Origin of the sequence: Corynebacterium tuscaniense DNF00037, from assembly GCF_000759055.1 — a bacterium.
GTDB lineage: Bacteria > Actinomycetota > Actinomycetes > Mycobacteriales > Mycobacteriaceae > Corynebacterium > Corynebacterium tuscaniense.
In genome coordinates, this window is the sequence record NZ_JRNG01000006.1 from 62,235 (window position 1) to 86,884 (window position 24,650).

Sequence of the window (24,650 nt, forward strand, 5' to 3'; positions counted from 1 at the left end):
CCCGCTGGCAGGTAACAGCGGCAGCAAGGAGTGAATGTGACGCAGACAAACAACCCGTGGCCGGCGCTGTGGTCAATGATGCTGGGATTTTTCATCATCCTCGTTGACTCCACGATCGTGGCGGTGGCCATCCCGGCTATCGCCACTGATCTAAACGCCAGCTATAACGAGGTCATCTGGGTCAACAGCTCCTACCTGCTGGCGTACGCGGTGCCACTGCTTATCACCGGCAGGTTGGGCGACCGCTTCGGCCCGAAGATCCTCTACATGTTGGGCCTCGCAGTATTCACGTTAGCCTCTCTCGCGTGTGGTCTGGCAGGCACGGTGGAACTGCTCATCATTGCGCGCGCGTTCCAGGGCCTCGGCGGGGCGATGCTGTCGCCGCAGACAATGTCAGTGATGATCCGCACGTTCCCGCCGATGCAACGTGGCACAGCCATGGGCGTGTGGGGCGCCACCGCGGGCGTGGCCACGGTCGTCGGCCCTCTCCTCGGTGGGTTCGTGGTTGATCTTGGTGGCTGGGAATGGATCTTCATTATTAATGTGCCAGTGGGCATCATCGGCCTCTTCCTCGCGGCCAAGCACGTGCCCGCTCTCCCGCTCACTGCGCGCCGCCTGGACTGGCTCGGCGTCGCTATGTCCGCAACGGGCATGTTCTGCCTGATCTTCGGTATCCAGGAAGGCAGGGCGCTGAACTGGGACTACCGCGCGCTCGGTCTGATCATCGCGGGCGTGCTTATGCTCGGCGCATTCATGGTGTGGCAATCACGCACCACACGCGATCAACTCGTTCCCCTTTCGCTTTTCCGCGACCGCAACTTCACCCTCGCCTCGCTCACCATCGCCTGCGTCGGCTTCGCAGTGTCTACCTTTGCTATCCCGTGGATGATTTATGTGCAAAATGTCCAAGGGCTCACTCCAACCCAGGCGGCGTTGTTGATCTTGCCGTCGGGGGTGGTGTCGGGGGCATTGTCATCGCATGTAGGCAAGCTCACGAACACAAAGGACCCGAAGCCAATTGCCATCTGCGGAATCGCAGTAACGGCAGCAAGCATTGGGGCGGCTGCGGCGATCACCCACCCGAGCATTGCTCCGAACTGGATGCTGCTGATTTCCGTGTTCTATGGCCTGGGCAACTCCATGATGTGGGGGCCACTGTCCATGATTGCCACGCGAAACCTCAATCCAGCCTTGGCCGGGGCGGGTTCAAGTATTTACAACACCCTGCGGCAAGTAGGTGCGGTGATTGGTTCGGCAGCGATCGCAGCGCTGATGTCGGCGCAGGTCGCACGAGAACCTCTCGCGGTGGCGATGAGCCACTCGCTTCTTCTGCCCGCCGGCGTGTTGGCAGTGGGCGTCGTGGTGGCGTTCTTTTTTGCTCAGACGCGGACGTGGAGCGATAACTCCTAGAACCTGATTTTTCCACAAAAGTGTATAAAATTCTTTGATTCGCGCATGAGCCACACCGGTTCTGGGCTAGGGTCTACGTCATTCCGCGATGAAGACGGTAGACCACGAACCGGAAGGCTCACTCATGTTCAAACGCACATTTTCCCGTGCCGTGACCGCCACTGTTGCGGCGGCAACCCTGGCTTTGGCCGGCTGCTCCAACGATTCCAGCGGCTCCAGCGATAATGCTGGTGGCAAGGACGGCTCCTACACCATTGGCATCAACCAACTAGTCCAGCACCCCGCTCTCGACGCTGCAACCGCAGGCTTCAAAGAAGCCTTCGAAGATGCCGGCATCGAGGTCACGTGGGATGAGCAAAACGCTAACGGCGAGCAGTCCACCGCACTGACTATCTCCCAACAGTTTGCTAACTCCAACCTGGACGCTGTCCTGGCAGTGGCAACCCCAGCTGCGCAGGCAGTTGTGCAGAACATCGCGGACGCACCGGTGCTGTTCACCGCTGTGACTGACCCGGTGGAAGCGCAGCTCGTGGACTCCATGGACGCACCGGGCAGCAACGTCACCGGCACGTCGGACGAGACGCCGCTGGATGAACAGTTCAACCTCATCTCCCAGCTGGTGCCGGAGACCAAGAAGGTCGGCATCGTGTACTCCTCAGGTGAGGTCAACTCTGAAATCCAGGTGAAGGCCGCTCAGGAAGAGGCTAAGAAGCGCGGTTGGGAGATTGTCACCCAGACCGTGACTTCCGTCAACGAGATCCCGCAGGCTGTTGAAGCGATCGGCGATGTGGATGCGTTCTACGTGCCCACGGACAACATGGTTGTCTCCGGCATCTCCTCCCTCGTCCAGGCTGCTGAAGCAAAGCAGATCCCGGTGATCGGCGCTGAGGCCGGCACCGTAGAAGGCGGCGCAGTGGCCACCATCGGCATTGACTACAAGGAGCTGGGCAAGCAGACCGGCGAGATGGCCATCCGCATCCTGCGTGACGGCGAAGACCCGGCCAAGATGCCTGTTGAGAAGGCTGTGAAGTACAGCTACGTCATTAACGAGGACGCTGCAAAGGCCCAGGGTGTCACCATTCCGCAGGAGATTAAGGACCAGGCTGAGACTGTATGATCGGCGCACTTGAACTAGGCATCCTTTATGGGGTTATGGCACTTGGTGTCTACCTCACCTTCAGGGTCCTCAATTTCGCCGACCTGACCGTCGACGGAAGTTTCACTACCGGTGGCGGTACAGCCGCAGTGCTCATCGTTGCTGGCTGGAATCCATTTGCAGCCACGGCGATGGGTTTTGTCGTTGGTTTCGCTGCCGGCATCATCACCGGTTTGCTGCACACCAAGGGCGGTATCGACGGCCTGCTGGCCGGTATCCTCACTCAAATCGGCCTGTGGTCCATCAACCTGCGCATCATGGGTGGGGCGAACCTGCCACTGCTGCGCCAAGACACGGTGTTCACTACCCTGCGTGACGCCAAGATCATGGGCACATGGGGTGGTGTTGGGCTGCTGGCCGCCATCGTCGTCGTCCTGGCTTTGATTGTGTACTGGTTCCTCAAAACGGACCTCGGTCTGGCCATCCGCGCAACAGGCGACAATGACCCGATGATCACATCCTTCGGTGTGAACACCGACAACACGAAGATTCTGGCGTTGGCTCTGTCCAACGGCCTCGTTGGTACTGCCGGCGCTCTCGTAGCGCAGTACCAGGGCTTCGCCGATATCTCCATGGGTATCGGCCTCATCGTCGTGGGTCTTGCGTCTGTCATCGTTGGCCAAGCCGTCATCGGCCAGTCCCGCCTGCTGCAGGCCATTCTCGCCGTCGTGGTTGGCGCGGTGCTCTACCGCCTCATCATCTTCGCGGCGCTCCAGGTCGGCCTGAACCCGAATGACATGAAGCTCGTCTCCGCCGTCCTCGTTGTGCTGGCACTGCTGCTGCCCAAGTTCCAGGCGATGGGTAAGGGTGTGGGTAAGGCGGGGAAGAAGACGTCGATAAGCGAAAAGAAGGCTACTCATGCTTGAGATTAATCACGTACACAAGACCTTCTTCCCGGGAACCGTCAATGAGCGCGTGGCGCTGGACGGGGTGGACCTGACACTCGCTGAGGGCGATTTTGTGTCCATCATCGGCTCCAACGGTGCGGGTAAGTCGACGCTGCTCAACCTCGTGTCGGGCCGCCTGCGCCCGGACAGCGGCACGGTGCGCGTGGACAACAAGGATGTCACGCGTATGAAGGAGCACCAGCGTGCTGCATCGATCGCGCGTGTGTTCCAGGACCCGCTCGCCGGCACCGCGCCGAACTTGACTATCGAGGAGAACCTGTCGCTCGCGTACCTACGGGGCAAAGGTCGCGGCCTGGGCCCTGCACTCACGGAGAAGCGCCGCACCTTCTTCAAAGAGCAGCTGGCCACACTCGAACTCGGTCTGGAGGATCGCCTCACGCACAAAGTGGGCCTTCTCTCCGGCGGTCAGCGCCAAGCACTGTCACTGCTCATGGCCGGGTTTACTCATCCCAAGGTCATGCTTCTCGACGAACACACCGCCGCCCTCGACCCCGGCCGCGCCGCCCTGGTGACCGAGCTAACCCAACGCCTCGTCGAAGACGGTGGCCTGACCACCCTCATGGTCACCCACAACATGGAGCAGGCGCTCCGCGTGGGAAACCGGCTGGTCATGATGCACGAGGGGCGAATCGTCTACGAGGCCGATGAGGCCCTGAAGAAGACGCTCACGGTGCGCGACTTGCTGCAGGAGTTTGCCAACATCAAGGGCGCAACGCTGTCGGACAAGGCGTTCCTGGGCTAACTCCTCTCCATCGGGCTGCGCGCGCTGAGCAGCCCGATGGGCAATCGCAATTATTTTGTGATTCCGCCCACACAGCCCGTTTTTTAGTTTTAGGGTTGAACGCATGTGGAACCCATTTGCAAAGCCCTTTCATGAAGACCTCAGTGAGGTCCCGTATGTCAAGCCCGCTGACTTTGTGGCGGATGCGAAGCAGCGCCCAGCTGCATTCATCACCGGTGGCGCCTCCGGCATTGGTAAGGCAACGGCGCAGCGCCTGCTCAACCTTGGGTGGACCGTTGGCTCCTACGACGTGCAGGACACCACGTGGGGCACGGATGATATTCCGGAAGGCCAGCTCATCTCCGGCCACCTCGATGTAGCGGACCGCGCTAACTGGGATAAGGCACTGGCAGAATTCACCGCACAGACCGGTGGCCGCCTGGACTTCCTGTTCAACAACGCCGGCATCATCATCGATGGCCTGCTGGTTGATCAGCCAGAGGACAAGATCCGTAAGATCCTGGACATTAACTGCCTTGGCGTCACCTTCGGCGCACAGGCGGCACACCCCTACCTGAAGGCGACGAAGGGCGCGGTGTTGATCTCCATGTCCTCGGCATCTGCCATCTTTGGCCAGCCTGAAATTTCTACCTACTCGGCCACGAAGTTCTACGTCAACGGCATCACCGAGGCTCTGTCCGTGGAATGGCGCAAGGACGATATCCGCGTCCACGACATGATGCCACTGTGGGCCGCCACCCAAGTGGCTAATGTGAATGCGCAGTCCGTGAAGAACATGGGTGTCAACCTCACCCCGGGCGACATCGCGGATGAGACCATCAAGGTGCTCTACTCCAAGCAGCCGTGGATCAAGTACGTGCAGCACCACGCGGTGAGCCTGCCAGATCGCCTGCTGAAGTGGATGCGCAAGCCGTTCCCGGATCCTTTGGCGCATGTAGCCGTGCGCATCGCGTCCGTCTGGTAGATAGCACGCAGGACGCCACGCTTATCTGCTGATGCGCGACAAGTTCACGCAATATTGTGGTGGATATCGGCAGCGCCCTGTGCGATCTCAAGGCTGCGAACTTTGATCTGCCACCCCAGAATGTGTCACCGCCAGGCGACGGTGCCGAACTCGGAACTGCCGTCCGCGTCCTAAAATGGTCCACATGACCGTCACCAGCAAAGACCAAGTCCAGGAGACCCGGTGGGTCGCCGACCGTGGTGAACGCCCACTCGTGCGCGGCTGGGCGCACCTTTTCGCGGCGCAGGTAGCGACGATCGCGGCGACTGTCCTGATCACTTTCTCCTGGATGACGCGCCCATGGTGGGAAGCGCTAGGCGTAACCATCTACGGGCTCGGTTTGACTGCCCTGTTCACGGTGTCGGCAACCTACCACCGTTTCCCCTGGCGTACGCAGCGTGGCGTCGAATCCTGGCGGCGTGCGGACCACGCGATGATCGCCGTTTTCATCGCCTCCACGTACACTCCGCTGTGCCTCATCGCGCTGCCCCCGAAGATGGCTGCCATCACACTTACCGTGGCGTGGGGTGGTGCGCTGGCCAACATGGCGTTGAAGCTGTTCTGGATCAACCACCCACGGTGGCTTTCCCCCGTCATCTACGTCGGGTTGGGGTGGATTGTTATTCCGCTCATTCCCACGCTCTTGCGCTCCGGCAACGCGGCGGTGCTGTGGCTTCTGTTCGCGGGCGGTGTGCTGTACACCCTCGGCGCCGCTATTTACGGCTTCAAATGGCCAGGCCGTCAAGCGCGCTATTACGGCTACCACGAGCACTTCCACACGCTGACCATCGTCGCCGCCGTGATCCACTGTGTGGCGATCTGGCTGCTGGTCGCCTAAACACCCATCATCAGCGCACAAGAAAACCGTGGCTCCGATGAACGGAAACCACGGTTTACTTCCAGCTCCAGCTAAGCGCTCCAGTGATTAGCTGCGGGAGAACACCGACTCCAGTGGCTCTTCACCTTCGCGGATCTCACGTTCGTATTCTTCGCGCTGACGCTCATTCTCGTTCGGGTCCTGGATGTGCAGGGCCTTGCGGCGAGCGTCGTAAATCACGATGGACGCCCCCACCGCCACCAATCCCGCGACAACGAGGACGGTGAAGGCGAGCCAGAACGTGCCGTCGTAAATGCCATCGACAGAGCGAACGAACAGGTTGCGTGCATGGCTCATCGGGTGCAGTGGGTTCAGGGCTGCGAGCGGTCCCGGCAGGGTGGACAGCGGCCACACGGCACCGGCCACAAACAGACCCATGGCAAAGAATCCGACGTTGAACAGAGCACCGATGACGCGTCCGAAGAGGATGCGGAAGAACTGGAAGATGGATGTGCCTGCCGCATCGATGATCAGCAGTGCGAGGATGGCCACGATCCAACTACTCGGGCGCCAACCCAGGGAGGCAGACACGAAGGCGAGCAGCGCAGTCAGACTCACGTTGATACCGAACATGCGGACCCACGCGCTCATCACCGGGCCAACCGGGCCAGACGCCTTGTGGCGGCGTCCAATCGCGTGCGGCAATAGAATCGAGACAACCGCCATGAGCAGGAAGTTGATCACAATAAGGCCGAGGATGGAGAAACCGCTGGACGGCTTCTTCACGGTCGGGTCAGCCGGGTCAACAACAACCTGCGTCGGGTGAAGGTTTGCTTCCTGGAACAGGATCGGCACAGCGATCTGTTCGGAGGAGGCATCAAGGGACTTCACTGCGGGTGCTTGCTTCGCACCGTCGCCCAGTTTGGTGGACAGTTCCTCCGAACCGTCCTTCAGGCGGCCGATGCCGTCACCGAGCTGCGCACCACCATCGGCGAGCTGGCCGGTGCCGTCGACGAGGCGCCCCGTGCCGTCGTTAAGCTGATTCGCGCCATCTTTCAACGTGTCCGTACCTTCGGCGAGGCGACTAGCACCATCCACCAGACGGTTCAGACCATTGCGGTACGGCATGTTCGGGTCAGACAAGTTGGCATGAAGCTCACCGGTACCCGCGCTCAGGCGCCGGAGGTCGTTCACCACATTGGTGTCACTGCCGGGCATGATGCGGCCAAGCGAGTTTTCAATTTTGTCCGCCTGCTCATGCATGCCGACGGAGCGCAGCGTATCAATGACCGGGCGCAGCTGCCCAGCGGCCCCTTCTACTCCTTCCAGCACGGGGATGAGCATGCCGGTAAGCTTGTTCACGCCTTCGTCGATCTGACGAGCACCGTCTGCCAGGCGGTCAGTGCCGTCGCTGAGCTGGTTCAGACCGTCCTTGAGTTGGTATGCGCCATCATTGAGTTCACCGGTGCCGGAAACAAGGCGGGTGGTGCCGTCGTGGAGCTGATTCGCGCCGTCGTCAAGCTGATTGATGCCGTCGATCGCGCGGCCGGCGCCGTCTTTGAGCTGCCCCACGCCGTCATCAAGCTGCTTCGAACCGTCAGCTGCAGCGCGAATGCCGTCACCCAGCTGATTAATGCCGGACAGAACCTGCTCCGCGTAGGTCTTGGCCACCTGCGAAGCAACTTCAGTCTGAATCTTCGGAACAAGGCCCGAGGTCAGGACGGCACCGTTCGTGCCGTTGTAATCGTTGTAGTCAATGAGGATCTCTGCCTGCTTCGGCTCCGGATCAATCACGGTGACAACGTTTTCAGAGAAATCCTCCGGAATCGTCACCGTGAACAGGTACTTGCCCTTCAGCAGGCCATCACGGGCCTCCTCCGCGGAGACCTGCGTGAAGTCAAGGTAGTCACGGGAGGTCAAGCCTTTTGCCACGTCGTCGCCGAATTTCTCCAGCCCGGCGCCCTCACCACGGTTCACTCCCTTGTCTTCATTGACCACGGCGAGGCGCGTCTGCGGCACGGACCCAGTCGGATCCCACATGGCCCACATGAACAAGCCCGAGAACAGCAAGGGGACTACGAGAGCCAGGATGATAAGTGTTCGCGCCGTCGTGGAGAAAGGCCGCCACATGAGGAGGCGTTCCAGGCGATTCATATCCCCAGCCTCAACAGTTGAATCCTGGGAAGCGTTGTCGCCCTCAGGGATGACTGCGGTGCTCAAACGATTACCTCTTTCCTGCCAACACCTTGCCATCATGTACAACAGCACACTCACCACAAGGACGTGATCCAAATTACTTTGTAGAGGAATATAGTATGCGGACGCGAAGAATTACGAAGTATCGGATGAAAAATTTTCAGCTTCCATAGATTTTTTCGGTGGCTCACCCCTTAATTGGCCCTTCCCGCAGCTCACCGCCGTTTTAAAAGCTTCGAAGCTTATCGGCGCCCCCAACATCCACCAAGCCACCGCCCACCCCCACACCAAACCGGAAACAAATTACATTCAGACCAACGAGATTAGCTACCAAAGCAAGTTAAACGAGCGCACCAATACCAATAACAAGAAGGAATCTTAGCTGGGAATACGCGTCGCACACACCCGTTCAACTCGTCTTTTTAGCGACTTATCTGGCACGTCCCCTCCCCTGATTCTGCGCATCCAAAGTCGGCGGTAGTCTTGGCGGAAACGACTCGTAATGATTAATATGTGCGAAATAAGAATCAAACAATGAAGAAAAAGGGGGGAATGATGAGCAAATACCGCAGAGGCGAACACGCACTCGCAATCTATTTGTCCTCAATCACCGGCTTCGTAGACACGATCGGCTTCTTGTACCTGGGCGGATACTTCCTGTCATTCATGTCGGGCAACACCACGCGCCTGACCGCGGCAGTCAACGCAGGCAAATGGGATGTGGTGTCCATCGCCGGCAGCGTCATGATCACATTCCTCGTAGGTGTGGCCGTCGGCGCTTTGATTAGTCAGCTTGGCCACCGGCACCTACCCCCCACCAGAACGCGGGAAGCCGTGCTGCTGTTCATCTGCGCAATGTCTGGTGTTTCCTCACTATTCCTGGCACTTGGGCACGAGCGACTATCGGTTTACTTCCTCGCTTTCACCGTCGGCGCAATGAACTCCACCTTTGAACGTGATGGTGAAGTCACCATTTCCCTCACTTATACGACTGGCACCCTGGTGAAGATGTCTCAACGCTTCGTTGGTGCGTTCTTCGGCGGGCCTCACAGCGCCTGGCTGATCAATTTTGCGCTCTGGTTCTCCCTCGCATGTGGCGCACTGCTTGGCGGTCGCTGCTACGTGGTGTTTGGCTTGAAATCCGTGTGGGTTGTCACCGGCTTGCTCTGCGCCGGAACCGCTGTGGCGATACTCAACCGTCACCGCAGACGTGTTCGCGGGTTGCCCGTCTAATTACTTCCCCAGTTCCTTGCGGCGTTTGTGCTCAATGCGCAAGCGCTCAGCGCGAGACAATCCTTCGTCCTCGATGATCTTGTCGAGGACTTCGTCTTCTTCACCACTAATCCCGTAGAACTCGTACAGCCCCCACGTTGCCAAGCCGGCAATGGGAAATACCACCCAGAAATAATCCCAATCGAACGCGAAAAGCCCTACAAAAAACACCGCTATCGTGACCGACCAAATAAGGCCGAGCGCACGATCCAGCTTCCTTTTTCGCTCCAGCATGTCATCGAGTTCGCCTGTGCTGATCTGAGCCTTCTGGCCATCTTCCGCATCCGGCAAATCCCCAAACAGTTGTGCAACATCCGCGCGGGTCCGTGCGACTGCTGCTCGTGCTGTTCGCTCCTCAAACTCCTCAACGTTCAAGTAGCCGTTGGCAAAATGCTGCCCGAGTTGGTCAAGCGCGGCCGTCCGTTCGGAGTCGCCTACACGGACCTCGGACGGATCGAATTGTGATGTCATATCGCTCAAACCTTCCTCTACACGGTTCGCTACAGAACGGATAGGTCTGCAATCGTACCTGCCCCGCTCCCTTTCTACTGTGCCAAAAGTACAGTGGACGGCATGAAAGACCTGACCATCGCTCCCGGCCCGGGGATCCCCGACGGTGTCATCATCGCCGCCGCCGACCTGACGGAACGCTTCTCCAGGTCATCGGGTCCGGGCGGCCAGGGTGTGAACACGACGGACAGTAAAGTTCAGCTCTCCCTCGACATCGCAACGTGCGCATCGCTTTCCGACGCACACCGTCGCCGCGTCCTCCACAACCTCCGCCGCCGCCTCAACGGCACTGTACTCACCGTCTCCGTGTCCACACAGCGGTCCCAAGCCCGCAACCGCGCGGAGGCTCGTGACCGCATGGCTGCCCTGCTGAGAGGAGCGCTCGCCCCGCCTCCTCCCCCGCGACGCAAAACGAAACCGACGCAGGGCGCGATGAGGCGCCGTCGTGAAGCGAAAAAGAGGCGCTCAGAACTCAAATCCTTGAGGCGACGCCCCGACCTTCCTTAATGCCCCACGAGCACGACCCGCTACAGTGTCGCTGTCACAACAATCAATAGGCATGGAGGCCACGGTTGCGTCATTTCAGTCCACTCTTCACCATGAGGCCTGCACAACGCGACCACATTCCGGCTTTCCGAACCGCACTCGGCGTGGCCATACCGATGTTCACGCTGTTAGCGCTCGGTCGACTCGATCTTGCAATTTACGCAAACTTCGGCGCCTTCACCGGCGTGTACGGTCGCCACACCACGCGCAAGACCCGTCTGAAGCACCACATCCTCTCTGGCGTAGCGCTCACCCTCATGGTTACTCTCGGCGCGACCATCGCATGGTTCGGTGTCAGCCCGTGGATCCTGATGATCGTAACGGCTTTTGCATCGTCGATTTGGGCGACGATTGCACTAGCTACAGATATGAAGCCAACAGGGTCCGTGTTTATCATCTTCTCCATCGCTGCTGTCGGTTCCTTGAGCAACCCCGTTCATCCCCTGCTCGCCTGCGCCATCGCGGGTGGCGCGGCTCTGGTGAGTCTCCTACTAGGGCAAGTTTCCCACCTCATCGGTGAAGGTCCCGGCGGAGATGCGAAAGAAGATGAGGTCCCCACCCGCGCCCCTGACGCCGGCCGAGTACCACGCCAGCGCCTTGTGCTGGAAGCCAACCGGTTTTTCTTCGCCCCGCTGCTCGCCGGCACCTTGGGGCTGATTTCCGTGGCGCTCATCGATTCCCTCTCCCACTCCTACTGGGCCATGGTCGCCGCCGCCGCTCCCCTGGTGAACTCCCGGTTCAAGATGCAGTACTTCCGCGCCATCGAACGCGTCCTAGGCACCCTGACAGGCATCGCCATCACCGGCTTCCTGTTGTCACACTCGCTGCAGGGCTGGCAGATCGTCGTGTGGATAGTCATCCTTCAGTACCTGACCGAGATGTACGTGACCCGCAACTACACCATCGCTGCCAGCTTCATCACCCCGACCGCACTGCTGATGGTGCAAGTTGTGGACGCCGCTCCCGTCGTCCCAATGCTGCTCGCCCGCACCGCCGAAACCATGCTTGGCGCGGTGGCTGCCCTGACGATCATCGCTGTGGGGTACGTGCGTGCCAACCCTATCGCCATATCGCCTCGGCGTGACAAGTAACCGAACTAAGCACCCACGAAGCACCGAAGCTCGTTAAAAAGCGCAGGCTCCAAAGACGAATCTCATCATGGCTTGGATTGAACTACCACAGCTATGCCGAGGCAGCTTGGACCGGCTGAATCTGCTCAATCTCGGCGAGGATTTTGTCCTCGGCCACATCCAAGTCGTACTGGGTTTGTAACCCGAGCCAGAATTGCGGGCTCATCCCAAAATATTTCTCTAAACGGAGTGCAGTGTCGGCGGTAACAGCCCGCTTCCCGTGAATAATCTCGTTGATCCGGCGCGGTGGAACGCCGATGGAAACAGCGAGTTTGTGCTGGATAACCCCCATCTCCTTGAGGAAGTCCCCCATGAGAATTTCACCAGGGTGCACTGGTGGAAGCTTGTCAGTGATAGTCAACGATCTCGACCTCCTCTGGACCAGCTGCCGTCCACCGAAGACGCTCAGTGCGCTTACTAGCGAACGACTGGATCATACTCACGCTACCCCCATAACGCGACGCATCAATAACGCTAAACGTTAAATTTGAACTCCACGGTATGTAGTTGCAAAGTTACTTTCTCGAGAACCTCGCCGCCCACGTCGCTCCCGCGTTGGGTGGCAGCCGAACCACAAAGGATCAGTCATCTGCTATCCCATCGACTAATTCTTGCAGGTCGCAGGACCTTCGCGTAACTGTCAGTTCAGCACATTTTGAATAGTTCAGCACACGATGTATTGTTCAGCACATGCTGACCATTGCTTCACGCCTCGACGTCATGAACCGGCTCGGCCGGGCCATGGCGGATCCGACGCGCTCCAGAATCCTGATGACACTACTCGACGGCCCGAGCTACCCGGCCGTGCTTTCGCGCGACCTGGACCTGACCCGCTCGAACGTCTCGAACCACCTGACCTGCCTGCGCGACTGCGGCATCGTCGTCGCCGAGCCGGAGGGCCGCAAGACACGCTACGAAATCGCCGATCCGCACCTCGCGGCAGCGCTCAACGCGCTGGTAAACGCGACGTTGGCTGTCGACGAAAACGCCCCGTGCATCGACCCTGAATGCTCGGTGCCCGGCTGCGGCGAGAAGGGAGCGGACGCATGAGCTCGGCGTGTGGATGCGCACACGAACCCGCCACAGAGATCGAAGAACTCGATCGGCCATGGTGGAAGGACCCCGAGTTGCTACTGCCGATCTTCTCCGGCGTAGCCCTCGGCATAGGCCTGGCGCTGGACTGGTCCGGGGTAGAGACACCCGCGACAGTACTGTTCTGGGTCGGCCTGCTGCTAGGGGCGTATACGTTCGCGCCCGACGCGATCCGAAACCTTGCCACGAAGCGCAAGCTCGGCATTGGTTTGCTGATGACGATCAGCGCGGTCGGCGCGGTAATCCTCGGTTACGTCGGAGAGGCCGCGGCGCTAGCGTTCCTGTACTCGATCGCCGAGGCGCTGGAAGACAAGGCAATGGACCGGGCACAGGGCGGCCTGCGGGCACTGTTGAAGTTGGTACCGCAGACCGCGACGGTGCTGCGCGACGGTACGACGGTCGAGGTCGCAGCGAAGGACCTCGTGGCTGGCGAGCTGATGCTTGTTCGCCCCGGGGAACGAATCGCCACAGACGGCATCATTCGGTCTGGGCGCTCCAGCCTTGACACCTCAGCGATCACCGGAGAATCCATTCCGGAAGAGGTTGCACCCGGCGACGAGGTGCCCGCGGGAGCAATCAACTCCGCCGGCGTGCTGGAGGTCGAGACGACCGCAGCTGGAACGGACAACTCGCTGACCACACTCGTGGACCTGGTCGAGCAGGCGCAGGCGGAAAAGGGCGACCGCGCCCGGATCGCCGACCGGATTGCCCAACCCCTAGTGCCCGGGGTGATGATCCTGGCGATGCTGGTCGGCGTGATTGGCTGGCTGCTCGGCGACCCTGAGACGTGGATTACCCGGGCATTGGTAGTCCTGGTCGCAGCATCGCCGTGCGCGCTGGCAATCTCCGTGCCGCTGACGGTCGTAGCCGCGATCGGCGCGGCCAGCCAGTTCGGCGTGGTCATCAAGTCCGGCGCGGCGTTCGAGCGGCTCGGCGGCATCCGTCACCTGGCGGTGGATAAGACCGGAACCCTTACACGCAACCAGCCCGAGGTTACAGGCGTGGTCCCGGCAGACGGATTCGATCGGGCGCAGGTGCTTGCCTTCGCGGCGGCAGTCGAGCAGCAATCGACGCACCCCCTCGCCGCGGCGATCGCGGCAGCGGTGCCCGAAGCGCCCGCCGCCCAGGACATCAGCGAGGAAGCCGGGCATGGCATCGGCGGCACCGTCGAAGGTCGACGGGTGCTGGTGGGCAGCCCCCGGTGGATCGATGCCGGGCCACTAAAGGCAGATGTTGAGCGCATGGAGTCCGAGGGCCAGACCTGCGTCCTTGTCACCGTCGATAACGCCCTCGCCGGGGTGATCGGGGTCCGCGACGAGCTGCGGCCCGAGGTACCCCAAGCCGCGCAGGCCCTGCACGCCAACGGCGTGGAAGTGAGCATGCTCACCGGCGACAACACTCGCACCGCCCGGGCGCTGGCTGAAATCGCCGGAATCGACGACGTGCGCGCCGAGCTGCGTCCAGAGGACAAGGCAAGCATCGTTGCCGAACTCTCCTCCAAGACGCCGACAGCGATGATTGGCGACGGCATCAACGACGCTCCTGCGCTGGCGAGCGCGACAGTGGGCATAGCGATGGGAGCAACCGGCTCTGACGCCGCAATCGAGTCCGCTGACGTCGCCTTCACCGGCCACGACCTCCGGCTGATCCCGCAGGCGCTGCAACACGCCCGCCGAGGCAGCAGGATCATCAACCAAAACATCGTGCTGTCTCTGGCCATCATCATCGTGTTGATGCCACTGGCGATCAGCGGCGTGCTGGGCCTGGCCGCCGTCGTGTTGGTTCACGAGGTCGCCGAAGTCATCGTGATTTTGAACGGCCTGCGAGCTGCGCAAGCGAAGCGCTGAGTCGAGTTACGTTGGCGCCATTTCAAAACTCATGCTGCCGTGCTTCATCGACACGGCCCGCGGCTACCCGGGCAGTGTGTTTGGCAAAGGGCCCGACACCCATCAGGGTTGCCGATCCGTCGCCGGTCCAGTTGCCGTAACCGACTAGATGCAGATTCTCCACTTCTGGTTCGCGGTCGCGCATGAGGTGGCGGAATGGGCCAAGGGCCGGGCGGAAACCAGTGCACCAGATCAGATGGTCGTGGTCGAGCTCGCTCAAACTATCGAAGATGGGAGTAGCGGTGAGTTGGCCGGAGTTGCGGAGCTCACGGAGATGAGGAAGCGCGACAATGTCGCCGAGGTCCCCGAGGTTCGGGCCGGAATCGCCACCGAGAATCCGGCGGCGGCTGCGGAGAAAGAGATCGCGGCCATCGACGTCGTCAGGCATCCAGCGCGGTTGCTCACGTGTGAACCATGTGACTTCCGATGTCCCAATGAGGTCTGCGGCGATCTGGGCACCCGAATTCGCCCCACCGACCACCGCGACCTTCGCGCCGCGGAATGGTTCGGGGCCGGGGTAGGTCGACGAGTGCCACTGACGTCCACGGAAGGTGCCCGGATAGTGGGGCGCAAAAGGCGCGGACCACGTGCCGGTGGCCGCGACAACGTGGTCCGCTGTGAATTGACCGGCGCTCGTATCTAGGAAGAACATCCCTTCCTCATGGGACACGCTGCGCACGTGCACTGGGCGCCGAACCGGGAGGCCGTACCGTCGTTCGTAGCTTTCCAGATAGTCGATGACATGACGTGCCGGCGGGTACCCCGGGTACCGCGGCATAGGCCAGCCGGGCAGGTTGGAGAACTCCGCGGCCGAAAAAAGCGTCAGTGAAGGCCACGTGTGCAACCACGCTCCACCGGCTTCCTCTTGATTGTCCAAGATCAAGAAGTCCACTTCGTAGCGCCGCAGGTAGTATGCCGTGGCTAGACCGGACTGGCCACCACCAACGACGACGGCCGTGTGATGCTCCATGACGCCTCTCACCTCATCGGGCACATGCCCGACCACTTTGCGTCTCCGCGAATTCACCAACGGGGAGAGCTTGTCAGTAGTAGTCAACAATCCCCACCCTAACACCCGCGTTACACACTGAACTTGAACTCCAAGGCGCATCTGCGCAAAGGAATCTTTCCGCGAAAGATAGTAAGTAAATCCAAAGAAGCAACAGGGCACGGCGGGGTTACTGCTCCGTTGCTAATCCCACTGCGGGTTGCCCACGTCCACACCTTCGGCCGCCACGTGGGCGGTGACCAGCTCGAGCAGGTAGTCCTGCGCGCCGCCGTAGGCTTCGTGGAAGCGCGCGTCGTCAACGTACATGCGCGCGAGGATGAGCTGGCGAGCCGGGGTCACCTCGTACCACTGGGCGATGCTTGCGCGGTGGCACTCCACCAGTGCTTCGGTTTCCTCGGAGCCGGGGTCCACGCCGGAATCGCGTGCGGCGATCAGTTCCGCGGCGAGTGCGTCCTGTTCTTCCTGCAGGCGTTTGAAGTCACCTTCGCCCATTTGAGCGAGCTTTTTCTGTGACTGCGCCCACTCCGGGGTATCACCCCAGCGCTGCTCAGCCTCCTTCTGGTAGGCGGGCATATCTTCGCCGAGGTACTTCTTCATTGCGTCCATGTCGATCGATCCTTTCGTTGCGTTGTCAATGAGTTGCTGGACAGATGTGAGTTGGGCGTCGAGCGTGCGCCGTCGAGAAGCGAGTGCTTCTTGGTGGTGCTTGAGGGCGCGGGTGAGGGCCGCGCCGGAGGCGTCGAGAAGCTGCGCGATCTGCGCAAGCGGCACGCCGACCCAACGGTAGAGAGCGATGGCCGCGCCGCGCTCGAGGTCCGCCTCGCTGTAAACGCGGTGTTCGGCCCACGTGCGCGCGGGTGTGATGAGGCCGAGCGCCTCCCAGTGGCGCAGCGCCTTGGTGGAAACGCCGAGGGCCTCCGCTGCTTCGCCGATCGTGTATTCGATACCATCTACCATGGTTACGATTGAACAGCTTGCCGCAGAGGTAAGTGCAAGTTGGGAGCATTCATGGACGAAGTCCGCGTGGGCGACGCCGAGCGTTCGGAAGCGCTGGACCGGCTGGGCACACTGTTCGCAGACGGTTACCTGGATGTCGGGGAGTTCGAAGAACGCACAGGTCAGGCCGCAGTCGCACGCACGCGCGGGGAGCTTTCCATGCTTTTCGACGACCTCCCGGCCGCACCGGCCCCACTGGAGAAGCGGATGCCGTCTGAGCTCGAGCTGGATGAGAAACTCGCAGCGAAGCGGAAGCTGGACACCGCGATCTACACCACCCTCATCGGCGGTTTGGCGGTATTTTTTGTGCTGCAACTTGGGTTCGACCTGGACTACGCCTGGGTGGTGTGGCCGGTGGTGGGCATTCTCGCGGTCGCTTGGTACATCGTCTTCGACATCTCCGACGAGGAGGACGAGATTCTCGAGGACCTGTTAGAGAAGGAACGTTCTGATCGCGCCGAGCGGTTGAAACTTGCCGCCGAGCGACGCAAGGAGCTTGGGAAGTAGCCGAGAATTCCTGCGCGCTCCTTTTAGAATGGGAGCATGCGTTTTCCTCGTGCGTGCGCGCTTATTGTAGCTAGTTCTGTCGGGGTGGTTACGGGTTGCGCCGGAGGTGGCGTGCCCGAGCCCGTGGTGGTCACGTCCACGCAGTGGGTGGACCCGGATTCGGGCGCGGTTGTGGAGTCTGCGGAGGTTGCAGAGCCTGGCGGGGAGGCTGAAGCACCGGCGGATACTGCGGAAGACGCGCCGGTAGTCGTCGACTCGAACGGTGACCTGCTCGTCACCGGCAACGTGGAAGCGTGGTCGACGGAGCAGGCAAGGAAGGGCCGCCCCGCTCCGAACGACGAAGACCCGGACAACGTGTACTACGTGCTGGCCTTCGACTCCCCCGTCAACATCACGGCAAATAAGGCGGGAAGCCAGGTCGCCCAAGAAAACCCTTTCGCTCGCCTCGGATCCGTGCAGCATTGGGATTTCGGAACCTCGGACTACACCAATGGCTGGGACGAGTACGTAGGAAAGCGGGTGCGGCTGCGGGTTTCACCTAACCATTTCTCGTACTCGTCCGACGCGAGCCTGCCCTTCGGCAGCCAGCTCATGCTCAACGACAACGCCAAAATGGGCATTGAAGTGCTAAATTAACCCTCCTTTCGAATGGCTGTGTCGGACGCGTTGTTAGATTGAGTTCATCACTTTCATACAACCGCACTCTTGACAGGAAGGAGGGGCCATGACCAGCGAAATCGCCCGGTGCGTCAACGAGATTTCCACGGCGCTGCGCACGCTTAGCGCACTGTTCAAAGACCCCTCCAACCTCGCATTCGAGGACGTCCGGCACGACATGGAGCGCTTGTAGGAGCTGCAAGGCGAGATGGATCCCCGCACGCCGGCGCAACGGCGCTTTGACCAGTTCTTCGCCATTCTCGAGCAGTACGAGGATCACTGTCAGAAGTCGAACGACGGCGCAGCGTCCATGGTGCTTGCGCTGACGTTGGACGACCTCGCGGATGACGATGCCGCGATGCTTTTCGACACCAACACCGGCATCGAAAACCTCACCGGGCTGTTCCGTGAGCACCACAGGTGCAACAACGAGCACGGAGATGGCTCCTTTAACAAAGAGTTCATGGATTTTGACCCGCAAACAGGAAGGTCAGGGTTTCGTCGGCGCCCTGGTGACCCGTTGAGATTCAAGCAATCGGTCCCGGCCCCGACATTCAGCGGTAAGCCGGATCTATGCCACTAAAGGCAGGTGCGAATGCATCAAACATACTGCCTGCTACCCCCGCCTACCAGTCCGACCACCTGTCAGTGCACGATACCTGTACGCCGATGTGGGTGTAACCGCTTGGCGCGTAGCATTGGCGACATGCGCATCTTCACCGTGGGCCACTCCAACCTCGAGTTCGAGGACTTCGCTGAAATGATCAAGGCTGCCGGTGTGGCATCCATCGTGGATGTGCGCAAGCTACCCGGGTCCAGGAAGTACCCGTGGTTCAACGGCGACCACCTTGCCGAACACCTTCCCACATGTGGCATCACTTACAGCAGAAGCGAGGGCCTCACCGGGCGGCGCAACGTGTCCCACTCGGTGCCGTTTGAGGTTAACGGCAACTGGCGTAACCGCAGCTTCCACAATTACGCCGACCATGCGCTGGGCGAGGAGTTCTCGGACGCGATCTCGCAGCTACGGGCGAACGCCGCCGAAACCCCCACCGCGATCATGTGCGCCGAGGCGGTGTGGTGGCGCTGCCACCGACGTATCATCGCCGACCACCTCATCGCCCACGGTGACAAGGTTGGCCACATTATGGGCCTGGGTGCAGCCGGGGCGAAGGTGAGCGAGGCAACGCTCAGCGACGGCGCAGTCATCGGCAACGATCTCCTCGTGCGCTACCCCGAGCAGGGCTAGCGCGTACACCAGAAGCCAGGGGGCTGCACCCTTCTCGGCCTGATCTACGCCTTTGTAGCCCGCCACCTTATGAACAGCAGCATCGGAGGCGCACCAACGGATAGCACGCTCAAACGAGCTTTAGGTTAGGAAATCTGAACCGCTCAATCTAAGAAAACCACCTGGGACCCCGTTAGTGCCCCAAAGCGTCGAATCGAAAAACATGCTACCGACTTGCCACGGCCCTAGACGTCGAGCTTGAAGTCCACGGATTGTCGAAAGAATATAACCTCCCCCTAGCCGCCAAGCCCTTTTCCGTATTACGATTAGATGCATGAAAACTATCAACGGGAAGCTAGTCAGCGAAGAGCAAATCGATGCGTGGGTAACCGAAGCCGAGAAAGGCTACGACGTAGAGACACTTCGTCGACGTGGAAGGAAACCTCGAAACGAAGATGCTGCGAAGGTTATCTCCATTCGGCTTTCCCCCGGCGAGATATCGGACCTCGACAAGTTTGCGGCTGAAAACGGATGGTCACGCTCTCAGGCAATCCGCGAAGCGCTAAAGAATGCTATTTAGAAATGGACGTACGCCGAAGCGCCACGAAACACGGCATCAAGCCAGACGACTCCGTTACTGCCGCGACTTCAGGCTGCGTTTTTAAGACCCCACTCGATGAGGAACACCCTCAAAGGGAACTGCGCCTCGGATTCGACGGCTCAATGAGACTACTCGAGATTGTCGTACTCATCTGGGATGACGGCACCGAAACGATCATTCACTCCCTGAAGGCACGCAAACAGTACCGCACCCTGCTCGACTAGGCACGAATATCTTCGAAGAAACCCGGTGTGCTTACCGGATACAGCAATCATGAGCTCGCCAAGGCATTGCAAGTGTCTCAAAACTCGGCGAGTTTTGGTCCGCCGCACTCGATTGCGATCTCGGTCTGTGCCCTCTCACCAACACAATGCCTATTCGTCGCTTGACGCTGCTTGAGACTCAGGTTCCGAAAACGCAGCTGATCATGGCTTGGATTGATATCCCGTCTCTCCAGGTGATCACATCAGACCAGTACTACAGCTCCGTCGATGCTGAAACTGTCCGATACGAAAGCGGAACAAGGGGAGTCGACGTCGAGTTGGAGGTCAACGGTGACGGAGTGGTCGTACACTACCCTGATCTCGCACGGCGGGTCTGATCCGGAAACAACTCTAACTAAGCTGGGCGGTATGAACGACCTGACCATCGCGCCCGGCCCAGGGATCCCTGGGGGTCTGGTCATCGTCGCCGCCGACCTGACGGAGCGGTTTGCGAAAGCGTCGGGCCCCGGCGGCCAGGGCGTCAACACCACCGACAGCAAGGTGCAGCTCTCCATCGACATCGCGGAATGCGCATCGCTTTCCGACGCCCAACGCCGCCGCGCCCTCCACAACCTCGAACACCGCCTGCACGGCACTGTGCTCACCGTGAGCGCGTCGACGCAGCGCTCGCAAGTCCGTAACCGCGCCGAGGCGCGAGAGCGCATGGCCTCCCTATTGCGTGAGGCGCTCGCCCCACCGCCTCCCCCGCGGCGGAAAACGAAGCCGACGCGCGGCTCAGTGCGGCGCCGTCTCGAAGCGAAAAAGCGGCGCTCGGAGTTGAAGGCGATGAGGCGTAAGCCCCGGCTGCCGTAACACCACTCCTGCAGGCTCGTACCAAAGAACCTCAACAGCCGAAAAGCCGTGCCCCCCGCTCAGATGTCTGAGGGGAGAACGTGCGGCGGCTCGGGGCATCCCACGAATTCTCAAAGAAGACGAAGCGAGACGTGGAGTGTGAAGCACGGATACGGTGCGGACTATGCGTGACTCAACTTTCGCTATCCGCCAGATAACCTTCGACTGCAACGATCCCTCTCGGCTCGCCGAATTCTGGCCCTCCGCGACAGGGTGCGAGATTGTCGCCGACTACGGAGACTTTGTCATGGTCGGCTCCACCCCGGCGCTGGGTTTTCCGCGCGTTGCCGACCCCACCCCCGGTAAAAACCGCATTCACATCGACGGCGGCGGCACTGAACGCGAAGCCCTAGTGGAGCGCCTCAGGATGTTGGGTGCCACTGAACTCGGCCGTCATGAGGCACCGGGACTTGTTTGGACCGTTATGCAGGATCCAGAAGGCAACGAGTTTTGCGTGGGTAGCCCCGAAGCGTAACTGCACGTTAAATTTGAACTCGGCGGTATCTCGTTGCACGGTTACATTCTCGTTAACACCATCCCCACCGGGATGGGCATGGACGTCAACGGGAAGATCTTGGACAGCTTCGCCACGCATGTCGCCCCCGCGTTGGGTAGGCAGCCGAACCGCGAAAATATGGGGTACATGGGGATGGTTATGGGGCAAGTGGCATGATGCACGACTCAGACCGTTGACATTTGCCTAGCCTTACCTTAGTCTTCCCATCGTTCCTGTAACTAAGCTTAGGCTTACTTAACTAAAGGGGAAGTTTTGAAGCTTTCACAAAAGATCGGCGCAACCGTGGTTGCACTCGCCACCACGATCGGCCTGGCCGCCTGCTCCGACTCCGGCAGCACCACCGCCAGCACGGCATCCTCTGAGGTTGCCACGTCGGCACGCACTGCGGACGCAGCGCTGACGGTGAAGGATGCGGCGGGCCGCACCATCGAGTTCGCGGAGATGCCGGACCGCATCGTGCTGGCTGAGGGCCGCGCAGCCTACGCCACCGCCCTGCTGCAGGAGAACCCGCTGGACAACATAGTTGCGTACGGCCAAGACCTGGTGAAGAACGCGGGCGCGTTCCGCGATAAGCTCCTCGAACTGCAGCCGGAAGCGAAGGATCTGCCGGCGATCGGGATGATCCAGAAGGGCGACGTCACCGTTGAGAACCTGCTCGCGCAGGACCCGGACGTGGTCATTATGACGCTCGACCAGAAGAAGGCCGCCGAAGAGGCCGGCATGATCGCAGACATGGATGCCGCCGGCATTACCTACGCCTACATCGACTTCCGCCAGAAGCCGCTGGAAAACACCACCGTATCCATGCAGCTTCTGGGTGACCTGCTCGGCCAGAGCGAACGCGCCGCGAAGTACAACGAGTTCTACGACGCGAAGGTCAAGGAAATCTCCGAGCGTGCAGCGAAGATTGCCGAGAAGCCTGACGTACTGCTGTGGACCGCAGCCGGATACAACGAGTGCTGCGCCATCGCAGGCAACGTGCACCTGGGCACCTTGGTCACCGCGGCCGGCGGCCACAACCTCGGCCCAGAAGTCCTCGGCCCGGAAACTAAGACCATCACCCCAGAGAAGATGATTGAGCTCGACCCGGAGAAAATCATTGTCACCGGCGGCGAGTGGGCGCGCGAACCGAACAAGACCGACCTCTTCCGTCACGTGGAGATGGGCTACCAGTCTGATGTCAAGCTGGCGAAAGAAACTAGCAGCGGCCCGCTGCAACTGCCCGGCTTCGAGCTGCTCGAAGCGCCGCAGACCGGCAACTATTTCGCCGTGTACCACCAGTTCTACGACAACCCGTTCAACGTCTTCGCGCTTGAAGCCTTTGCCAAGTGGATCCACCCGGAGGAGTTCGCTGACTACCACCCCACCAAGGACTTCATCGAGTTCCACAAGGAGTGGATGCCGTTCGAGTACAGCGGCGTGTTTTTCTACGATCCTGCGAACCCGGACGAGAGCTAACCCATGACAACTCGAGTATCCGCGCAGCCCGCCGCAAACGTGGATGCTCGCCAGGCCGCGATTACGAGCTACCACAAGCGCGGGCGCAACAAAGCGTTCGCTATCGTGGGGCTGGTCATCGCGGCCTTCGCGAGCTTCCTCGTCGCCGTCGTCGTCGGCCCCATCGACATCGCACTTGCCGACGTCTACAACGCCGTTTTCCACCCCGAGTCGGTGGAGGATCAGACCCGCGTGGTCATTCGCACCCTGCGCTTGCCCGCTGCGGTGATGGCACTGCTGTGCGGCGCCGCGCTCGGCCTCGCTGGCGGGCAGATGCAGACCATCTTGGACAACCCCCTTGCCGAGCCCTTCACCCTCGGTATCTCGGCGGCAGCCGCGTTCGGTGCGGCGATCGCCATTGTGATGGGCTGGACGCTCATCCCGAACCCGCAGTTTAACCTGGCGCTCACCGCGGCGATAGCAGCACTTCTCGCCGTCGCTATCGTGGCAGTCGCGTCCGTGTGGCGCGGCGCCACCGCCGAATCGATGATCCTCCTCGGAATCGCGCTGAGTTTCTTCTTCCAGGCCCTGCTCTCGCTGCTGCAGTACAGCGCCAACATCGAAGCACTCCAACAGATCGTGTTCTGGACCATGGGTTCGATGCAGCGCGCGAACTGGACCGCGAACGTCATCCTCGCTGTGGTGGTCGCCGCAGCGATCCCCTTCTGCGTGGTCAACTCCTGGCGCCTAACGGCACTACGGCTTGGCGACGATCGCGCTGCCGCCCTCGGCATCGACGTCAAACGCCTGCGCCTCACTACCTTGCTTGTGGCATCCTTCCTGTCCGCCTCGGCGGTCGCGTTCACCGGCATCATCGGCTTCATCGGCCTTGTCGGCCCCCACGTCGCCCGCATGCTGGTGGGCGAGGACCAGAAGTTCTTCCTTCCCGGCGCGGCAGCCGCGGGCGCGATGCTGCTCAGCGTGGCTTATGCGGTATCGCTCTCCATCATCCCAGGGCTCGCGATCCCCATCGGCATCATCACATCGCTGGTCGGCGTGCCGTTCTTCGTCTTCCTCATCTTCACCCGCGCACGAAAGAGGGGCTAACCGTGGTAATTTCCGCTGAGCACCTCACCGTCGGCTACGGCCGTGCCACGATCATCGACGACATGACCTTCGGCCCGCTGGAAGAAGGCAAAGTCGTAGGGCTCATCGGCCCAAACGCCGCCGGCAAGTCCACGCTGGTGAAAACCATCGCGGGGATTAAGAAGCCGTCGCAAGGCACCTGCTCCATCGTCGTCGATGGGTGCGAAGTCACCGGCAAGTCTCGCACCACCGCCATCGGCTACGTGCCCCAAGACATGCTGACCACCGCGTCACTCACCGCGTTCGAGTCCATCATGGTTTCCGCGAAGCGCCGCGGCGCGGTCGATACTGATCCAGTCGCGGCAACGGCGGACATCATGGAGCGACTCAACATCACGCACCTCGCCGACCGCATGGTCTCCGACATGTCTGGCGGCCAGCGCCAGTTGGTCAGCGTCGCGCAGATGCTCGTGCGCACCCCGAGCGTCTTGCTTCTCGACGAACCCACGTCCGCCCTCGACCTGCGCCACCAGGTGCACCTGCTTGACATCATCCGCGATGAAGTGGTGGGAACCGACAGGCTTGCCCTGGTTGCAATCCACGACCTCAACCTCGCCGCACGTTTCTGCGACGAGCTGCTCGTGGTCAAAGCGGGCCGTGTCGTGGCACTGGATACCCCGGCCGCGGTGCTCAACCCTGAGCTCCTCAACGAGGTCTACGGCATTAGCGCCCGCATCCTCGACGACGACGGCGTGCCGGTCATCTGCCCGGTGTGAATGCGCGGGCCCATATCCAGCCCGGCCAGTTCATGTCCGGGTTCCAGGGACGC

The 24,650-nt window shown here is 60.8% G+C and carries 29 protein-coding genes; 24 read left to right on the forward strand and 5 right to left on the reverse strand.

The window, feature by feature from the left end; all coding sequences use genetic code 11:
• Positions 1 to 36: 36 nt before the first annotated feature.
• The 6 genes from HMPREF2129_RS02240 to trhA all read left to right on the forward strand — a co-directional run bounded on the left by HMPREF2129_RS02240 (position 37) and on the right by trhA (position 6,057).
• Positions 37 to 1,410, forward strand: coding sequence for a DHA2 family efflux MFS transporter permease subunit (locus HMPREF2129_RS02240; RefSeq protein ID WP_034662644.1), 1,374 nt, complete (start codon positions 37 to 39; stop codon positions 1,408 to 1,410).
• Positions 1,411 to 1,534: 124 nt separating this feature from the next.
• The gene (locus HMPREF2129_RS02245; RefSeq protein WP_034662553.1) at positions 1,535 to 2,527 is read left to right on the forward strand and encodes an ABC transporter substrate-binding protein; all 993 of its coding nucleotides are present in this window, start codon (positions 1,535 to 1,537) and stop codon (positions 2,525 to 2,527) included.
• The gene (locus HMPREF2129_RS02250; RefSeq protein WP_052092547.1) at positions 2,524 to 3,432 is read left to right on the forward strand and encodes an ABC transporter permease; all 909 of its coding nucleotides are present in this window, start codon (positions 2,524 to 2,526) and stop codon (positions 3,430 to 3,432) included. Before HMPREF2129_RS02245 ends, HMPREF2129_RS02250 begins: the two co-directional genes overlap by 4 nt.
• Positions 3,425 to 4,216 (forward strand): ABC transporter ATP-binding protein, encoded by a 792-nt coding sequence (locus HMPREF2129_RS02255; protein WP_034662556.1) that lies wholly within the window; start codon positions 3,425 to 3,427, stop codon positions 4,214 to 4,216. The genes HMPREF2129_RS02250 and HMPREF2129_RS02255 overlap by 8 nt, the downstream gene beginning before the upstream one ends.
• Positions 4,217 to 4,319: 103 nt before the next feature.
• Complete coding sequence (locus tag HMPREF2129_RS02260; RefSeq protein ID WP_084576448.1) at positions 4,320 to 5,180, forward strand: SDR family oxidoreductase; 861 nt, start codon at positions 4,320 to 4,322, stop codon at positions 5,178 to 5,180.
• Positions 5,181 to 5,364: 184 nt separating this feature from the next.
• The gene (gene trhA / locus HMPREF2129_RS02265; RefSeq protein ID WP_052092548.1) at positions 5,365 to 6,057 is read left to right on the forward strand and encodes a PAQR family membrane homeostasis protein TrhA; all 693 of its coding nucleotides are present in this window, start codon (positions 5,365 to 5,367) and stop codon (positions 6,055 to 6,057) included.
• Positions 6,058 to 6,144: 87 nt separating this feature from the next.
• On the opposite strand, the gene HMPREF2129_RS02270 is transcribed toward trhA, so the two are convergent.
• The gene (locus HMPREF2129_RS02270; protein ID WP_034662562.1) at positions 6,145 to 8,256 is read right to left on the reverse strand and encodes a YhgE/Pip domain-containing protein; all 2,112 of its coding nucleotides are present in this window, start codon (positions 8,254 to 8,256) and stop codon (positions 6,145 to 6,147) included.
• 510 nt (positions 8,257 to 8,766) lie between these two features.
• On the opposite strand from HMPREF2129_RS02270, the gene HMPREF2129_RS02275 reads away from it, so the two are divergent.
• Positions 8,767 to 9,465: a YoaK family protein gene (locus tag HMPREF2129_RS02275; RefSeq protein ID WP_232218072.1), complete on the forward strand. Its 699-nt coding sequence runs from the start codon at positions 8,767 to 8,769 to the stop codon at positions 9,463 to 9,465.
• On the opposite strand, the gene HMPREF2129_RS02280 is transcribed toward HMPREF2129_RS02275, so the two are convergent.
• Positions 9,466 to 9,975, reverse strand: coding sequence for a DUF1707 SHOCT-like domain-containing protein (locus HMPREF2129_RS02280; RefSeq protein ID WP_034662565.1), 510 nt, complete (start codon positions 9,973 to 9,975; stop codon positions 9,466 to 9,468).
• A 102-nt stretch (positions 9,976 to 10,077) separates the two neighbouring features.
• Between HMPREF2129_RS02280 and arfB (HMPREF2129_RS02285) the strand changes: the two genes are divergently transcribed.
• Both arfB (HMPREF2129_RS02285) and HMPREF2129_RS02290 read left to right on the forward strand, forming a co-directional pair.
• Positions 10,078 to 10,521, forward strand: a complete 444-nt coding sequence (gene arfB, locus HMPREF2129_RS02285; RefSeq protein ID WP_034662568.1) for an alternative ribosome rescue aminoacyl-tRNA hydrolase ArfB — start codon at positions 10,078 to 10,080, stop codon at positions 10,519 to 10,521.
• 92 nt (positions 10,522 to 10,613) lie between these two features.
• Positions 10,614 to 11,651: an FUSC family protein gene (locus HMPREF2129_RS02290; RefSeq protein ID WP_052092549.1), complete on the forward strand. Its 1,038-nt coding sequence runs from the start codon at positions 10,614 to 10,616 to the stop codon at positions 11,649 to 11,651.
• Between the two features lie 91 nt (positions 11,652 to 11,742).
• On the opposite strand, the gene HMPREF2129_RS02295 is transcribed toward HMPREF2129_RS02290, so the two are convergent.
• Entirely contained in the window at positions 11,743 to 12,003 is a 261-nt protein-coding gene (locus tag HMPREF2129_RS02295) for a HigA family addiction module antitoxin (protein WP_034662570.1), read from the reverse strand.
• Between the two features lie 377 nt (positions 12,004 to 12,380).
• On the opposite strand from HMPREF2129_RS02295, the gene cmtR reads away from it, so the two are divergent.
• Complete coding sequence (gene cmtR, locus HMPREF2129_RS02300) at positions 12,381 to 12,740, forward strand: Cd(II)/Pb(II)-sensing metalloregulatory transcriptional regulator CmtR (protein WP_034662574.1); 360 nt, start codon at positions 12,381 to 12,383, stop codon at positions 12,738 to 12,740.
• Complete coding sequence (locus HMPREF2129_RS02305; protein ID WP_034662576.1) at positions 12,737 to 14,629, forward strand: heavy metal translocating P-type ATPase; 1,893 nt, start codon at positions 12,737 to 12,739, stop codon at positions 14,627 to 14,629. Before cmtR ends, HMPREF2129_RS02305 begins: the two co-directional genes overlap by 4 nt.
• Before the next feature lie 22 nt (positions 14,630 to 14,651).
• Here HMPREF2129_RS02305 and HMPREF2129_RS02310 read toward each other — a convergent pair whose 3' ends face one another.
• Positions 14,652 to 15,638 (reverse strand): NAD(P)-binding domain-containing protein, encoded by a 987-nt coding sequence (locus HMPREF2129_RS02310; protein ID WP_084576449.1) that lies wholly within the window; start codon positions 15,636 to 15,638, stop codon positions 14,652 to 14,654.
• 222 nt (positions 15,639 to 15,860) lie between these two features.
• A complete protein-coding gene (locus HMPREF2129_RS02315; protein ID WP_034662579.1) occupies positions 15,861 to 16,634 on the reverse strand; it encodes a MerR family transcriptional regulator in 774 nt (257 codons plus the stop codon).
• Between the two features lie 51 nt (positions 16,635 to 16,685).
• Between HMPREF2129_RS02315 and HMPREF2129_RS02320 the strand changes: the two genes are divergently transcribed.
• The 13 genes from HMPREF2129_RS02320 (at position 16,686) to HMPREF2129_RS02375 (ending at position 24,597) form a co-directional block, all read left to right on the forward strand.
• On the forward strand, positions 16,686 to 17,180 hold the full coding sequence (locus HMPREF2129_RS02320; RefSeq protein WP_034662582.1) for a DUF1707 SHOCT-like domain-containing protein: 495 nt from the start codon (positions 16,686 to 16,688) through the stop codon (positions 17,178 to 17,180).
• Between the two features lie 36 nt (positions 17,181 to 17,216).
• A complete protein-coding gene (locus tag HMPREF2129_RS02325; protein WP_156959217.1) occupies positions 17,217 to 17,816 on the forward strand; it encodes a hypothetical protein in 600 nt (199 codons plus the stop codon).
• An 88-nt stretch (positions 17,817 to 17,904) separates the two neighbouring features.
• Positions 17,905 to 18,030, forward strand: coding sequence for a hypothetical protein (locus HMPREF2129_RS11300; protein ID WP_257997210.1), 126 nt, complete (start codon positions 17,905 to 17,907; stop codon positions 18,028 to 18,030).
• Positions 18,031 to 18,045: 15 nt separating this feature from the next.
• Entirely contained in the window at positions 18,046 to 18,420 is a 375-nt protein-coding gene (locus tag HMPREF2129_RS02330; RefSeq protein WP_034662587.1) for a hypothetical protein, read from the forward strand.
• A gap of 123 nt (positions 18,421 to 18,543) precedes the next feature.
• Complete coding sequence (locus HMPREF2129_RS02335; RefSeq protein WP_034662659.1) at positions 18,544 to 19,086, forward strand: DUF488 domain-containing protein; 543 nt, start codon at positions 18,544 to 18,546, stop codon at positions 19,084 to 19,086.
• Positions 19,087 to 19,399: 313 nt separating this feature from the next.
• Complete coding sequence (locus tag HMPREF2129_RS02340; RefSeq protein WP_034662589.1) at positions 19,400 to 19,645, forward strand: ribbon-helix-helix domain-containing protein; 246 nt, start codon at positions 19,400 to 19,402, stop codon at positions 19,643 to 19,645.
• Between the two features lie 2 nt (positions 19,646 to 19,647).
• Entirely contained in the window at positions 19,648 to 19,890 is a 243-nt protein-coding gene (locus HMPREF2129_RS02345) for a hypothetical protein (RefSeq protein ID WP_034662591.1), read from the forward strand.
• Positions 19,891 to 19,955: 65 nt separating this feature from the next.
• On the forward strand, positions 19,956 to 20,267 hold the full coding sequence (locus tag HMPREF2129_RS02350) for a putative glycolipid-binding domain-containing protein (protein WP_269544833.1): 312 nt from the start codon (positions 19,956 to 19,958) through the stop codon (positions 20,265 to 20,267).
• A 31-nt stretch (positions 20,268 to 20,298) separates the two neighbouring features.
• On the forward strand, positions 20,299 to 20,742 hold the full coding sequence (gene arfB, locus HMPREF2129_RS02355; protein ID WP_034662593.1) for an alternative ribosome rescue aminoacyl-tRNA hydrolase ArfB: 444 nt from the start codon (positions 20,299 to 20,301) through the stop codon (positions 20,740 to 20,742).
• Positions 20,743 to 20,905: 163 nt separating this feature from the next.
• The gene (locus tag HMPREF2129_RS02360; protein ID WP_034662596.1) at positions 20,906 to 21,256 is read left to right on the forward strand and encodes a VOC family protein; all 351 of its coding nucleotides are present in this window, start codon (positions 20,906 to 20,908) and stop codon (positions 21,254 to 21,256) included.
• Positions 21,257 to 21,550: 294 nt separating this feature from the next.
• Positions 21,551 to 22,756: an ABC transporter substrate-binding protein gene (locus HMPREF2129_RS02365; RefSeq protein WP_034662599.1), complete on the forward strand. Its 1,206-nt coding sequence runs from the start codon at positions 21,551 to 21,553 to the stop codon at positions 22,754 to 22,756.
• Between the two features lie 3 nt (positions 22,757 to 22,759).
• Positions 22,760 to 23,842, forward strand: coding sequence for a FecCD family ABC transporter permease (locus HMPREF2129_RS02370; protein ID WP_084576451.1), 1,083 nt, complete (start codon positions 22,760 to 22,762; stop codon positions 23,840 to 23,842).
• 62 nt (positions 23,843 to 23,904) lie between these two features.
• A complete protein-coding gene (locus tag HMPREF2129_RS02375; protein WP_052092559.1) occupies positions 23,905 to 24,597 on the forward strand; it encodes an ABC transporter ATP-binding protein in 693 nt (230 codons plus the stop codon).
• Positions 24,598 to 24,650: the final 53 nt, after the last annotated feature.